The organism is Pseudomonas sp. SCA2728.1_7 (assembly GCF_018138145.1).
Taxonomy (GTDB): Bacteria; Pseudomonadota; Gammaproteobacteria; order Pseudomonadales; family Pseudomonadaceae; genus Aquipseudomonas; species Aquipseudomonas koreensis_A.
The window spans coordinates 1,506,260-1,519,775 of the sequence record NZ_CP073104.1 but is presented as its reverse complement, the minus strand read 5'-3'; the positions used below and the strand labels follow the sequence as shown (position 1 = coordinate 1,519,775).

Sequence of the window (13,516 nt, the reverse complement as noted above, 5' to 3'; positions counted from 1 at the left end):
TTGCCATGAAACAAGCAAATGCAGAAGTCCTTCGCGAGTACGGTCCTTTTGACGACATCAAGGGCATTCACGGCGTGACATTCGATGGCCAGCAGGTCTGGTTTGCCAGCGACGGTCAACTCAACGCACTGGATCCGGCCACTGGCGAAACCGTGCGCACGATCAAGGTTGGCGCTGATGGCGGGACCGCTTTCGACGGCCAGCATCTTTACCAGATTGCCGACCGCCACATTCACAAGATTGACCCGGCCAGCGGCCGCGTTCTGCATACAATTCCGGCACCGGGCAATGGTGGTGACTCAGGCATGGCCTGGGCGGACGGCTCGTTATGGGTAGGCCAGTATCGCGAGCGCAAGATTCATCAGATTGATCCGCAGACCGGCGAGATCCTGCGCACGCTGGAGTCGAACCGGTTTGTCACCGGGGTGACCTGGGTGGATGGCGGATTGTGGCATGGCACTTGGGAGGGGGATGAGAGTGAGCTGCGACATATCAATCCGCAGGACGGCAAGGTCCTGGAGTCGCTGAAGATGCCGGCGGGGCAGGGCGTTTCGGGTCTGGAGGCTGATGGTGCGGATCGCTTTTATTGCGGTGGCGGCGACAGTGGACGGGTAAGGGCGGTGCGTCGGCCCAAGTCGTGAGGGTGACTGCACCGGCCTCTTCGCGAGCAGGCTCGCTCCCACAGTGATTGCGGGTGAATACACATTTTGTGAACCACTCCAAACCTTGTGGGAGCGAGCCTGCTCGCGAAAGCGCAGTGTCAGGCACCGCTGTTTCGACGACGTTCAATACCCTCCGGGCCGCCGATGTCCAGCAACCTCCTTTCCAGCAAAACATTCTCAAGTGCCTGACGCTCGACCGGCGCCATTTGGTGCTCACGCTTTTTCAGCTCCAGCAGAATCGGGCTGGACCAGGTGCGGTAGGTCTGTTCGATGTTGCGACGCGACGTCATCAGTCTCTCCTTGATCAAGAGCCCGGTGTTGCGGGCGGGGGCTCTGTCCGATGAGGTAATAACGTTAGTCGAGAAAGCCGGAAGTCGCGAATGCGACGGCTTTATGTGGGAGCGAGCCTGCTCGCGAAAGCGTTGGATCAGTCAATGTTGCAGTGGCTGACAGTATGCCGTCGCGAGCAGGCTCGCTCCCACATTGAAGTTGTGGTGGATTGGAAATCAGTCGTCGACGTTCATCAGTTGTTGGACTCCTTCCCACGCCTCGGCGCGCATGCGTTCGATATCCAGACCCGGAATCACGCCGTTGTCGACTACGATCCTGCCGCCCACCAGACTGTATTTCACCGTGATCGGTTCACCCGCCACCACCGGTGCAACGGCACTGTCGTGGAAGCCATAGAACCGTGGATGGTCGAGGCTGTAGATCACCAGATCCGCCGCCTGACCGACTTCAAGTGTGCCAACGGCGCCGAGGCCAAGCACCTGCGCGCCACCCGCCGTGCCCCAGTGAATGACATCTTCCGCCGTGGTCGCCGAGGCCCCTTGTTCGGCGCGGTGGATCAGCCACGCGGTGTTGGCTTCGCCGACCATGCTCCCGGACTCATTGGAGGCCACACCATCCACGCCAAGGGAAATCGGCACGCCGGCTTCGTACATCTGCGGCACGGGCGCGACGCCGCTGCCCAGTCGGGCATTGCTCACCGGGCAATGGGAGATGCCGGTGCCCGTCTGCGCGAGCATGCGGATTTCACCCGGTTGCAGGTGCACGGCGTGGGCGAACCAGACGTCGGGGCCGAGCCATTCGTGTTCGGCGACGAACTCCACCGGCAGGCAGTTGTATTTTTCGCGGCAGAAATTCACGTAGTTCTGCGTTTCCGACAAGTGCGTGTGCAGGCGCAAGCCGAGGCCGCGCGCGGTGTGAGCGAGTTCGCGCAGCAGCGTCGGCGGCAGCGAGAACGTCGGCGTGGTTGGGGCGACAACCACGCGGCGCATCGCGTCCGGGGTGTCCTGGTGATACAGCGATTTCAGCCGCTCGATATCGCCAACCATCTGGTCGAGGCTTTCCGGTTGCAGCGCGGTTTTCGAGAAGCCCGGATGCGCGCTCGCCGACTCCAGCGCGCCGCCACGGCACAGCACAAAACGCAGGCCGAATTCATCGGCCATCTCGAACAGCAAGTCACCGGTCTCGGTGCTGCCGTGGGCGTGGTAGAGGTAATGGTGGTCGGCGCAGGTGGTGACGCCGGACAGCAGCAACTCGACCATGCCCAGACGCGCGGCGAAGCGCGCCAGTTGCGGGGTAAAACGGTTGAGGCGCGGGTAGGGCACGCTCGCCAGCCAGCCTTGCAGATCCTGATTCAGTCCTGCGGGCACGGCTTTGAGCAGGTTCTGGAACAGGTGATGGTGGGTGTTGATCCAGCCCGGATAGACCACGCAATGGCGCGCATCGATCACCCGTTCGCCGGGTTGTGGCTCAAGGTTAGCCGCCATTTCGGCGATGCGACCGTTGACCACGCGGATGTCCACGGCCCCGGCCCGCGCGCGGGGGCCACGCAGGCCGGTCATCACCGCGACCGGGTTCTTGATCAGGATGTTCTGAAGTTGAGTCATGGGCAGCTCCAAACTAAAGGATGTGCGAGGCGGATTTGCTGGCGGTGGTTTGCGCCACGCTGACGCCATTCAGCGCGGCGTTGAGCAGCACCGACACCAGGCACGCGATAACCACGCTGCTGTGCAGGAACGGCTGCGACCACTCGGGGAGTTGTTTGAACAGGGTGGGTGCGAGCACCGGCACCAGCGCGGCGGCGATGGTGAAACCGACGATCAGCACGTTGTAGCGATTGCGCTCGTAATCGACTTTGGCGAGGGTCTGAATGCCCGCCGCCGCGACCACGCCGAACATGGCGATGCCAGCACCACCGAGGGCAGCGGTTGGCATCGAGGCGATGATCGCGCCGGCCTTCGGCACCAAGGCAATCGAGCACATCAGCAAGCCGCTGACCGCGACCACCCAACGGCTGCGCACGCCAGTGAGGATCACCAGACCGACGTTTTCCATGAAGGCGATAAACGGAAACGCGGCGAACATGCCGGCGATGGTGCTGGCCAGACCATTGGCGCGCAGGCCGTTGATGACCTGTTTGTCTTCCACCGGTTTTTCAACGATGTCGCCGATGGCCACGAACAGCCCCATCGACTCGACCATTTGCACGATCATCACCACGACCATGGTCGCGATGGGGATCAGGCTGAAGGTCGGCAAACCGAAGTAGAACGGGTAGGGCACGGTCAGCCATGGCGCTTCTTCGACGCTGTGAAAACTGCCCATCCCGAGACCGTAGGCCAGACCGGCGCCGATCAGCATGCCGATCAACACTGCCATGTTGCGCAGCAGCGGGCTGCCATAACGGTTGACCAGCAGAATCGTCAGCAACACCACCACCGCCACACCGAGGAACGCCGGGGCGCCGAAGTTGCTCGCGTTGCGCCCGCCACCGACCCATTCATAGGCAATCGGGAACAGCTGCAAACCGATCACCGTGACGATGCAACCGGTGACCACGGGCGGAAAAAATCGCCGCAATCGCCCCACGAACGGCGCCATCAGCATGGTGAACAACCCTGCACCGATCACCGCTCCGCAGACTCCGGCGAACCCTACTTCCGGGTTACTGCCGATAGCGATCACCGGGCCGACGCTGCTGAATGCCACGCCTTGCAGAATCGGCAGGCGCACGCCGAATTTCCAGAAGCCGACGGTTTGCAGAAGGGTGGCGATGCCGGAACAAAACAGCGTGGTGCTGATCAGCACCACCGTGTCGGCGTGGGACATTTTCAGAGCACTGGCGACAATCAACGGCACGGCGATGGCGCCGATGTACGAGACGGCCATGTGTTGCAGGCCGAGGGTGAGCATCTGTCGTACCGGCAAGATTCGGTCGACGGGGTGTACGGTGGATGCGGTTTTTGATGGGGATGTGGCTGACGACATGGGGAAACACCTCTGGCTGTTTTTATGCGGTAGAGAGGGGTATTCGTCTGATGCCTTTGGATCCGGAAACACTGAGATCCCCTGTAGGAGTGAGCCTGCTCGCGATAGCGGTGTGTCATTGAACGATGATGTGACTGATTCACCGCTATCGCGAGCAGGCTCACTCCTACAGGTTTTGTGGCATCAGTCATTCGTGCTGCGAAGCCGCCATCCACCGGCTTCGATGCCTTGTTTCAGCCTGCCAGGCAGGCGGCGAAGCCTTGGTTCAACGCCGCGCGATCCAGGTCGCGGCCGATGAATACGATCTTGCTCAAGCGGGGCTCCGTGCCCCACGCGGTCGAGGCACGAAATTCGACCAGGCTGTGCACGCCTTGCAGCACATAGCGCTGGTCTTCATTGGCCACCGCGAGCACGCCTTTCATGCGGTACAGGTTGTCGGCCTGGGAGGAACGCAGTTCGCTGATCCAGCGATGGAACGCCATCAGGTTCACCGCACCGTCCACGGCGATGCCTACCGATGACACGCTTGGGTCGTGTTGGTGATCCTGCTCTTCAATAGAGTGCTCAGCGTGATGCTCATGGTCGTGGTGATCGTGATCGTGCTGATCCACGCCGATTTCCATCAGCTTCTGCGTGCATTCGAATGCGCCGATGCCGAGAATTTTCGTCAGGTCGATTTGCGCATGGGTCGAGGTCACCAGATCCGCCGTGGCGTTCAAACCACGGATCTTGCCGCGCAGGGTTTCAACTTCTTCAGGGCTGACCAGATCGACCTTGTTGATGACGATCCGGTCGGCACAGACAATCTGGTCCACCGCCTGATTGTCGACGCCGTCGAGCTGCAGATCTTCCAGATGCTGGGCAATGTGCTTGGCATCGACCATGGTCACGATGGCGTCGAGTTCCACTTCCTCGGCAATCGGGTCATTGATGAAAAAGCTCTGCGCCACCGGGTACGGATCGGCCAGACCGCTAGTCTCGATAAGAATGTGATCAAGGCGTACCGGGCGTGCGACCAGCTCGCGGACGATGCGCACCAGGTCCTCGCGAACCTCGGCGGTGCAGCACACGCAGCCGTTGACCATCTCGTAGATTTCTTCGGTCTCGGAACTGAGGACGAGGTCGCCGTCGATGCCGACCTCGCCGAATTCGTTTTCGATCACGGCGATCTTGCGGCCGTGGTTTTCCTTGAGGATGTAATTGAGCAGGGTGGTTTTACCCGCGCCGAGGAAGCCGGTGAGGATGGTCACGGGGATTTTGGTGTTGCGGGTTGGGGCGTTGAATGGGGTGTTCATGGTGAGGCTCCTTTGATTGACCGGTGCACACTGAATTCGGGTGATGCTGCTTTTTTGTAGGAGTGAGCCTGCTCGCGATGGCGGTGTATCAGCCGACATTTATGTGATTGATACAACGTCATCGCGAGCAGGCTCACTCCTACAGGGATTTGGATGTTCTCTCCAGCGGGTGGCGACGCCGGCATCGAGGCCAAACAGATCGAGCACGCGGCCGAGGCTGTGGTCGACCATTTGCGCCAGATTTTCCGGGCGGGCGTAGAAGGCCGGCACCGGCGGGGCGATGATCCCGCCCATCTCGGTGACGGCAGTCATGTTGCGCAGGTGGGCGAGGGTCAGCGGGGTTTCGCGGGCCATCAACACCAGCGTGCGGCGCTCCTTGAGGGTGACGTCGGCGGCGCGGCCGATCAGTCCCGAGGAAGTGCCAGTGGCAATCTCCGCCAGCGTCCTCATCGAACACGGCGCAACCACCATCCCCAGACAACGAAACGAACCGCTGGCGATCCCGGCGGCGACGTCATCGGCGCGGTGGTAATGACTGGCCAGCGCAGTGACGTCAGCGAGTTTGTAGTCGGTCTCGTGGGCCATGGTCAGCAGCGCGGCACGGCTGATGATCAGGTGGCTTTCGATGTCGAGTTCGGCGAGCAATTGCAGGAGTCGCACGCCGTAGATAAACCCGGACGCGCCGCTGATGCCGACCACCAGCCGTTGCCGGTTCACGATTCAAGCCCTTTGAGCAAACTCCGCGCGCGCCCCAGAACTTCCTGATCGAGCTGCGCCTTGATCCCGTCAAACCCGGAACCGCGAGTCGCATCCAGGCCCATCCGCGAGGTGGTGCCGTTGACCGAGGACGACGGATCGAGCGGACTGCCCGGCAAGCCATCGATGGTGAAAATATCCAGGTGCGGCTGAAAGTGCGTGGCCAGCGCCCACAACACCTGGCTGTCATCGCTGATGTCGATATCGCTGTCCACCGCGATCACGGTTTTCAGGTACGGATCCCAGCCGAGCAAGGCCAGCATGATCTGCCGCGCCTCGCCATCGCGGCTCTGATCCAGCGCCACGTAGCAGTGAAAATGCGTGCCGGAATTGGGGTAATGCACAGCGGTGACGGCAGGGAAACGCGCTTTCAGTTTCTCGCTCATCTCGGCTTCGCGGGGCAGGCGGGCGAGGGTTAGATGCTCGGCGTAGCGGCCGCCCATAACGTCGACCAGCCAAGCGTCTTTGCGCTTTAACAAGGTGTCGACACGCAGGACATTGTTGGTCGAGCGATCCGAGGAATAACCGCTGAATTCACCGAACGGACCTTCTTCGGCATAAGCGGCCGGGTCGATGGCGCCTTCCAGCACGAACTCGGCATAGGCCGGGACACCGATGCCGTAGCGCGGGGTTTTCACCAACTCCAGCGGCGCGCCGAACAGTCCGCCAGCCACAGTGCGTTCATCGCTGCCGTAGGGCAAACGTGCAGCGGCGGCGAGCATGAACAGCGGATGCGCGCCAACCACCATCGCCACACGCAATTCTTCACCACGTTCGCGCGCGGTTTGCAGCATCCGCCACAGGTGACCGCGTGAATGCAGGCTGGTGGCGAGGGCCTGGCGGGCGTGGCGCATCGAGCGGTGATAGCTCATGTTGGCGATGCCGGTCAGCGGGTCTTCGGCAACGATGATCGCGTTGGTGATGTACGGGCCGCGATCACTGTCGAAATGCTTGAGCATCGGCAGCAGCGCCAGATCCAGCGCTTCGCCTTCGAACACTTCATCGAGGATCGGGCCGGTCTCTACATAACGCGGTGCGATGGGCTGGTTGGCGCGGGTTTGAAAGGTTTCGTGTAACTGCGCAGGCGTTACGCCGAACAGCCGGGCGATGCGGGTTCTGGAGGCAAACAGATTGGTCGCCACCGGCACGCCGAGGTTGCCGACATTTTCGCAGATCAGCAGCGGATCTCGGCCCTGGGCGGCGAGGGCATCGACCAGGGCGGTGACGTCCTGATCGGCGGAAATCGCTTGGGTAACAGTCAGCACATCGTCCGGGTACTCACGGCGATAGGCGTCGATGAACACGTGAAAGTCCTGAGAATCGCCGAGCGTCGAACGGGTCATGGTGTCACCTCGTAAAAAGCAGGCACGCAGGGGTGAGAGGGCGTTCAAACGGCCAGCCGTTGGCCTGCCGGTCGAGCGAAACGCCGGGTCATCTTCGTGCCTGTAAAGTCGCTGTGTGCTCTGTGTTGAACACCGCTCCCTTGTAGGAGTGAGCCTGCTCGCGATAGCGGTGTGTCATTTAACGGTGATGGTGATTGATCCACCGCTATCGCGAGCAGGCTCACTCCTACAATGAGATTGGCGTTAGCTATAGGTACGTGGTGGTCAGGCGTATGTCGGCCTCGACCAGATCCTTCGGCGGAGGCGTCGGTTCGATCCCGCACAACCGGGCGATGTTGTTCCCCAGGTAGTCCTCGAGATGATCCTCATCAATCCCCAGACCCTGCGGTGCCGGCGAGCACAACACCTCCAGTTCCCTCAGCCACATCCCCGGTTCGTTCGGTGGCGAGTCCGTGCCAAAGACGATCTTGTTGCGCGGCAGTTCCTTGGCGAATTCGACGATCCGCGACTGGAAGCACCAGCCCGATTCGCAGTACACGTTTGGCGTGTCCATGGCCATCCAGAACGCTTCGAACGAGTAGTTGCCGCCGGTCTGGATGCCGAAGTGGCCGATGATGAAATTGACCATCGGGAACTCGCGGATGATCGGGTAGAACATCGTCGGAATCGTGTACGGGCCGTCGCCGGTGTGGATCAGCACAACGATGTTGTACTTGGCGCAGACCTTCATCGCCGGGCGCAACCAGTCGAGTGCGCGATCCGGGCGATAGCCGTGCATGTTGGCGTGCAGCTTGAGCATCTTGAAGCCGTATTCCTTGATGTGGAATTCCAGCTCCGCCGCACCGTTTTCCGGTCCCCAGCGCGGGTTGAAGTTGAAGTTGCCGATGAAGCGATCCGGGTATTTCATGCACAGTTCGGCGATGTACGACATGTAGTCGCGTACGCCTTCGCGGCCTCGGCGGTTGCCGTCGCGATAGCCGGTGTTGCCCGGTGGCGGCTGGATGAAACCCATGTCGATGCGGCGCGGTTTGCCGTTGATCATGTACGGGCCGTCCATCAACTTGAGCATGCGCTCGCCGGTGAATGGTTCGCCGGTGTGGCGCCAGGCCTCGTCGACCAGGTTGGTAGGGTGCAGATGGGTGTCGATGATCATCGGTTCAGCTCCTGGCCAGTTGAGTGGTGACGGGGCGCTTGAGTTGCGCCTCTGCTTCGGAAACGGAACGCGGTGGCGGGGTTGGCTCGAGGCCGATCATCCGCGCGGTGTTGTTGCCCAGGTACTCTTCGAGAGTGTCTTCGTCGAGGTTCAGGCCTTGTGGTGGTTCGTGGCAGAGCACTTCGAGCAGGCGCAGCCACATGCCCGGTTCGTTAGGCGGCGTGTCGGTACCGAAGAGGATTTTGTGCGTCGGCAAGACCTTGGCGAACTCGACGATCCGCGATTGCAGGCACCAGCCGGATTCGCAGTAGACGTTGGGCAATTCCATCGCCCATTGCATCGGTTCGAACACGTAGACGCCGCCAGTCTGCACGCCGAAGTGGGCCATGATGAAGTTGACGTTGGGGAATTCCTTGATCATCGGCACCCACTCCGACGGGATGCTGTAAGGGCCGTCGCCGGTGTGCAGCTTGACCGGGATGCCCAGTTCGGCGCACTTCTCGAAGCATGGGCGCACCCAGTCGAGTGCACGGTCAGGACGGTAGGCGTGCATGTTGGCCTGCATCTGCACCATGCCGAAACCGTGTTCCTTGACGTAGCGCTCGATCGCCTCGACGCCGTTTTCCACGCCGCAGCGCGGGTTGTAGACGAAGCAGCCGATGAAGCGGTCCGGGTAGGTCTGGACCATTTTCAGGGTGTAGGCCATGTAGGCGTCAATGGATTCGCGGCCGCTGAGGTCGCCGTCGGTCCAGGTGTAAATCGTGTTGCCCTGCGGCGGCTGGATGAAGGCTTTGTCAATGCGGCGAGGCTTGCCGTTGACCATGTACGGGCCATCCATCATCTCCAGCAGACGCTCGCCGGTGAACGGGTCACCGTCATGCCTCCAGGCGAGGTCCACGAGATCCGTGGGATAGCAGCTGATATCGATGATCATTGCAGTCGATCTCCTGATAGCGGGGAAGGGAGCCTTGCGGCTCTCGGCATCCACGTCCCGGGCAATCGGCCGTTTCTATGCGCAGGATTCGCGCATTCCCTCGCCTGTTCGCATCCGGCCCGGGTGGGTGGCTGCTGAGGGCGAGTATTGGAAAGGGGGGGCGGGTTCGTACAATATTAATTGGGCGCGGTGGTGATACTTGTTCGATATGGGCAGGTCAAAAGCGACCCTCACCCCAGCCCTCTCCCGGAGGGAGAGGGGGCCGACCGAGGTGACTTGCCTTGTACATCGACCTGAAAGAACCAGTCGATTATGGATTCACAGCAGGAGGTGCACGTCGGTGTCATTCGCCAATATTCCCCGATCGGTCCCCTCTACCTCTGGGAGAGGGCTAGGGTGAGGGCAGGGTTCTCAAGCGTACACAGGACTAGCTGCCTAACCGCATCAACCACCGGCGCCACACGCTCAGCCTGCCCATGCGGCCACACCGCGTAGAGGTTGTAATGCGCCGCAATCTGCGCCTCGTTCAACACCACCAACCGCCCACTGCGCAGCGCATCGGCCGCCAATAATCCACGCACCAGTCCTGCGCCAACGCCTGCTTCAGCCGCCGCAATCAAATTCGCCGCATTATCAAAAATCACCCGCGCCGGCGGTTCGGTCGGTGTCATTCCGGCCGCATCCAGCCACGGAATCCACGAGCGCCGCGTATACCCCAACAACGGCAACGCCAAAATCTGCGCCGGGCTCAACGGCGCCTGCAAACCATAGCGCTCCAGCAACGCCGGCGAAGCCACCGCCAACACCCGATCGCCACAAATCTGCGTCATCTCACAGTCATCCCAATCGCCATAGCCATAACGCAGCGCCAGATCGACTCGCTCAAACGTACTGCGATCACTGCGCGGCATCGACAGCAGTGTCACCTCGTAATCCGGCAGCTCATCAAGCAACTGCGGCAGACGCGGATTGAGCCAGCTCTGCGCCAGTTCGCTGTCCACATCCAGGGTCAAACGCTGCGCCACGCTACGGTTTTTCACGGAGGAGATCGCCCGGTCAATCTGCGCCAGACCGTCCGACAACACGCTGGCAAACAACTGCCCGGCGTCGGTCAGGTTGCTGCCGCCACCTTCACGCACGAACAGCGGCTGGCCGATGAAATCTTCCAGCGCACGAATCTGCTGGCTGATCGCGCTGTGGGTCAGATCAAGTTTGCGCGCAGCGCTGGAGAAACTGCCGCTGCGCGCCGCGTGGATAAACGCGCTCATGGACTGCACCGACGGGTATCGCTTGTACATGTTGTTAGTCCTGCTTACAGCGGTTGGCAGAAATCGTCGCTGGCCGCGTGTTGCTCAGGGTTCCAATAATCGGTGACAGGCCCGCACAAAGACGGGCCGCTCTTCTGGAGCCTGACAATGATTGCATTCACGGTTAACGGCGAACGATGCGAGCTGGATGAAGCGTCCTCCTCCATGCCCTTGTTATGGGTACTGCGTGATCAACTGAAGCTCACCGGCACCAAGTTCGGTTGCGGCATGGGCCTGTGCGGTGCCTGCACCGTGCATCTGAACGGCGTCGCGGTGCGTTCCTGCCAATTGCCAGCGGCCGCCGTCGCGGGTCACAGCATCACCACCATCGAAGGTTTGTCGCCGACGCAAAGCCATCCGTTGCAACTGGCCTGGGTCGCCGAAGATGTGCCGCAATGCGGTTACTGTCAATCCGGGCAGATCATGTCCGCCGCCGCGTTGCTCAACACCGGTGCGGCGGTGACCGACGATTCGATCCGCAATGCCATGTCCGGGAATATCTGCCGCTGCGGCACTTACGGACGCATCAACAAAGCGATCAAGCGCGCGGCGAATGCGCCGAAGGAGGCCTGATGAGCCTTATCGACGACACTCGCATCGAACTGCCGCGCCGGGTTTTTCTCAAGCAAGCGGTGACGGTTGCTTCAGGCTTGGCGATTGCTCTGTATCTGCCGGGAGGCATCGCCGCCACTGACCCGAAAGCCATGGCGCCGGCCAACGAGTTCGAACCGAATGCCTGGGTGCGGATCTTTCCCGACGGCACGGTGAAACTGGTGGTGCACAAGCACGATTCCGGCACCGGCACGCAAACCGCATTGGCCGCGTGCGTGGCAGAGGAGCTGGACGTCAACCCGATGACCGTACAGGTCATCACTCCAGAAGATCCGTTTTTCGAGACCTACATTCACCCGGTCTGGAAGGTGTTTTCCACTGGCGGCAGCACCAGCGTTTCCCTCGAATACGATCGCTTGCGCATGGCCGGTGCCACGGCGCGGGCGCTGTTGATTGCGGCGGCGGCAAAACAGTGGAAAGTCAGCCCTGACAGCTGCGCCACTGAAGACGGTCGGGTCGTTCATATTGCGAGCAAACGCAGCCTCGGTTATGGCGAACTGGTCGGCGTTGCGGCGAATCTGCCAGCGCCGACCAACGTCACGCTGAAGGATCCGGCGCAGTTCAAATACATTGGCAAGCTGCGCCACAAACGCGATGCGGCAGCCAAGGTCTGCGGGCAATTCAAGTACAGCATCGACGTGCAATTGCCGGACATGCTGGTGGCGGTGATTCAGCGTGCGCCGGTGGTCGGAGCGAAAGTGCTCAGCGTCAATTCTGCAGCGGCGCTAAAGGTGCCGGGCGTGCGCAAAGTGCTGGCGATTCCGGGGCGTCCGGATGTGCTGGGCGGCAACCTGGAAGGTGTCGCCGTATTGGCGGATACCTTCTGGGCCGCGCAGCAGGGCCGCCAAGTGCTGGATATCACATGGAGTGATTCGCCGCTGGCCGGGTTCGACAGCGAGCAACTGGCCAGCGCGCAGGCTAAAGCCATCGGCGATCCAAAAGCTCAAACCGTCAACGCCATGACCCAAGGTGATGTCGCCGGGCAATGGACCGGTGCGGCGCAGCTGATCGAAGCCGATTACACCATGCCCTACAAAGTGCAAAACCCGCTGGAACCGATCTGCATCACCGCGCAGGTCAAGGACAAGGCAATCACCTATTGGGGCGGCGTGCAGGTGCCGTCCTCGGCGCTGGAAGCGGCGCAAACCGTGTGCGGGATCGACAAGGCCAACGTGACCATTCATGAGTTGGTCTCCGGCGGCAGCTTCGGCGCGCGGGAGGCCAAATACTGGTTGTTCGAAGTCGCGTACCTGGCGCAGAAAACCGGCGTGCCGGTGAAATTGCTCAACAGCCGCGAAGATGAAATGCACGCACTGTTCAATCATCCGGCGACTCTGCATCGGGTCAAAGGCGCGCTCGACGCTCAAGGCAAACTCAGCGCGCTGCAACTGCACGCGGTATCGCCAGCCTCGCCGGAACAGTGGGAGCCGGGCTATTTCGAGCGCCCCGACAAGATGGATTACAGCACCACCGAGGCAATCACCGCGTGGGACTTCGCCTATCGTCCGCCGCATCTGGAGCTGAACTGGGTCAAGCACGAAAGCGACGTGCCCAGCGGCTGGTATCGTTCGGTCAGTTTCATCCCCAACGTGTTTGCCGTAGAAAGTTTCATGGATGAGCTGGCTCATGCAGCAGGCTCTGATCCGCTGGAATTTCGTCTCGCCAATATGCAGGAAAGACCTCGCCATGTGGCAGTGCTCAAGCAAGCTGCCGAGCGCGCCGGTTGGGGTAAACCGCTGCCACCCGGCACGGCGCAGGGGATCGCGACCAATCAGGGTTACACCAGTTTTATCGCCATCGTCGCGCGCGTGGCGACGGTCGATGGCAAGGCGAAAGTCGAGAAACTCACCTGCGTGGTCGATTGCGGTCTGGCGGTCTCGCCGGGCGGTGTCGAAGAGCAGATCTATGGCGGTCTGATGTGGGGCTTCGGCCACGCGTTGTTCGACAGGCTCGACATCAAACAGGGCAGGGTGGTGCAGAGCAATTTCCACGATTACCGCGTTACGCGCATGTCGGACATGCCGGCCATCGACATCCTCGTGCTCGACGGTGAGCCGAGCAAACCCGGTGGCGTCGGCGAATTGGGCAGTCCGTCGGTGGTGCCGGCCATCGCCAACGCGCTGTTCGCGCTGACCGGCGTGCGCCAGCGTTCGACACCGCTGAGTCTGGGGTAAGCGA

The 13,516-nt window shown here is 61.4% G+C and carries 12 protein-coding genes; 3 read left to right on the top strand and 9 right to left on the bottom strand.

The features are described from left to right. Nucleotides 1-5 precede the first annotated feature (5 nt). Entirely contained in the window at nt 6-641 is a 636-nt protein-coding gene (locus KBP52_RS06725) for a PQQ-binding-like beta-propeller repeat protein (RefSeq protein WP_077572214.1), read from the top strand. A 119-nt stretch (nt 642-760) separates the two neighbouring features. Here the strand turns inward: KBP52_RS06725 and KBP52_RS06720 are convergent, their stop codons facing one another. From KBP52_RS06720 to KBP52_RS06680, 9 genes are all read right to left on the bottom strand, one after another. After that, nucleotides 761-952, bottom strand: a complete 192-nt coding sequence (locus KBP52_RS06720; RefSeq protein WP_077572215.1) for a hypothetical protein — start codon at nt 950-952, stop codon at nt 761-763. 216 nt (nt 953-1,168) lie between these two features. Next, nucleotides 1,169-2,557: an amidohydrolase family protein gene (locus KBP52_RS06715; RefSeq protein ID WP_212622431.1), complete on the bottom strand. Its 1,389-nt coding sequence runs from the start codon at nt 2,555-2,557 to the stop codon at nt 1,169-1,171. 13 nt (nt 2,558-2,570) lie between these two features. Continuing rightward, nucleotides 2,571-3,938, bottom strand: a complete 1,368-nt coding sequence (locus KBP52_RS06710) for a nucleobase:cation symporter-2 family protein (RefSeq protein ID WP_116031247.1) — start codon at nt 3,936-3,938, stop codon at nt 2,571-2,573. 233 nt (nt 3,939-4,171) lie between these two features. Further along, on the bottom strand, nt 4,172-5,233 hold the full coding sequence (locus KBP52_RS06705; RefSeq protein ID WP_212622430.1) for a GTP-binding protein: 1,062 nt from the start codon (nt 5,231-5,233) through the stop codon (nt 4,172-4,174). 99 nt (nt 5,234-5,332) lie between these two features. After that, nucleotides 5,333-5,950 carry a UbiX family flavin prenyltransferase gene (locus KBP52_RS06700; protein WP_116031245.1) on the bottom strand — a complete coding sequence of 206 codons (618 nt, stop codon included), beginning with the start codon at nt 5,948-5,950 and terminating at the stop codon, nt 5,333-5,335. Beyond that, a complete protein-coding gene (locus KBP52_RS06695; RefSeq protein ID WP_212622429.1) occupies nt 5,947-7,332 on the bottom strand; it encodes a UbiD family decarboxylase in 1,386 nt (461 codons plus the stop codon). Before KBP52_RS06695 ends, KBP52_RS06700 begins: the two co-directional genes overlap by 4 nt. A 247-nt stretch (nt 7,333-7,579) precedes the next feature. Beyond that, the gene (locus KBP52_RS06690; RefSeq protein ID WP_034152486.1) at nt 7,580-8,485 is read right to left on the bottom strand and encodes an amidohydrolase family protein; all 906 of its coding nucleotides are present in this window, start codon (nt 8,483-8,485) and stop codon (nt 7,580-7,582) included. 4 nt (nt 8,486-8,489) lie between these two features. Beyond that, nucleotides 8,490-9,419 (bottom strand): amidohydrolase family protein, encoded by a 930-nt coding sequence (locus tag KBP52_RS06685; RefSeq protein WP_077572225.1) that lies wholly within the window; start codon nt 9,417-9,419, stop codon nt 8,490-8,492. Nucleotides 9,420-9,793: 374 nt separating this feature from the next. Further along, a complete protein-coding gene (locus KBP52_RS06680; protein WP_212622428.1) occupies nt 9,794-10,717 on the bottom strand; it encodes a LysR substrate-binding domain-containing protein in 924 nt (307 codons plus the stop codon). A gap of 117 nt (nt 10,718-10,834) precedes the next feature. On the opposite strand from KBP52_RS06680, the gene KBP52_RS06675 reads away from it, so the two are divergent. Continuing rightward, entirely contained in the window at nt 10,835-11,299 is a 465-nt protein-coding gene (locus tag KBP52_RS06675) for a (2Fe-2S)-binding protein (RefSeq protein WP_212622427.1), read from the top strand. After that, nucleotides 11,299-13,512: a molybdopterin cofactor-binding domain-containing protein gene (locus KBP52_RS06670; protein WP_212622426.1), complete on the top strand. Its 2,214-nt coding sequence runs from the start codon at nt 11,299-11,301 to the stop codon at nt 13,510-13,512. The genes KBP52_RS06675 and KBP52_RS06670 overlap by 1 nt, the downstream gene beginning before the upstream one ends. Nucleotides 13,513-13,516: the final 4 nt, after the last annotated feature.

Excerpts from the sequence above, each read along its gene's own strand:
- KBP52_RS06725 (WP_077572214.1), top strand. The coding sequence starts at position 6 with ATGAAACAAGCAAATGCAGAAGTCCTTCGCGAGTACGGTCCTTTTGAC.
- KBP52_RS06720 (WP_077572215.1), bottom strand. The coding sequence starts at position 952 with ATGACGTCGCGTCGCAACATCGAACAGACCTACCGCACCTGGTCCAGC.
- KBP52_RS06715 (WP_212622431.1), bottom strand. The coding sequence starts at position 2,557 with ATGACTCAACTTCAGAACATCCTGATCAAGAACCCGGTCGCGGTGATG.
- KBP52_RS06710 (WP_116031247.1), bottom strand. The coding sequence starts at position 3,938 with ATGTCGTCAGCCACATCCCCATCAAAAACCGCATCCACCGTACACCCC.
- KBP52_RS06705 (WP_212622430.1), bottom strand. The coding sequence starts at position 5,233 with ATGAACACCCCATTCAACGCCCCAACCCGCAACACCAAAATCCCCGTG.
- KBP52_RS06695 (WP_212622429.1), bottom strand. The coding sequence starts at position 7,332 with ATGACCCGTTCGACGCTCGGCGATTCTCAGGACTTTCACGTGTTCATC.
- KBP52_RS06690 (WP_034152486.1), bottom strand. The coding sequence starts at position 8,485 with ATGATCATCGACACCCATCTGCACCCTACCAACCTGGTCGACGAGGCC.
- KBP52_RS06685 (WP_077572225.1), bottom strand. The coding sequence starts at position 9,419 with ATGATCATCGATATCAGCTGCTATCCCACGGATCTCGTGGACCTCGCC.
- KBP52_RS06680 (WP_212622428.1), bottom strand. The coding sequence starts at position 10,717 with ATGTACAAGCGATACCCGTCGGTGCAGTCCATGAGCGCGTTTATCCAC.
- KBP52_RS06675 (WP_212622427.1), top strand. The coding sequence starts at position 10,835 with ATGATTGCATTCACGGTTAACGGCGAACGATGCGAGCTGGATGAAGCG.
- KBP52_RS06670 (WP_212622426.1), top strand. The coding sequence starts at position 11,299 with ATGAGCCTTATCGACGACACTCGCATCGAACTGCCGCGCCGGGTTTTT.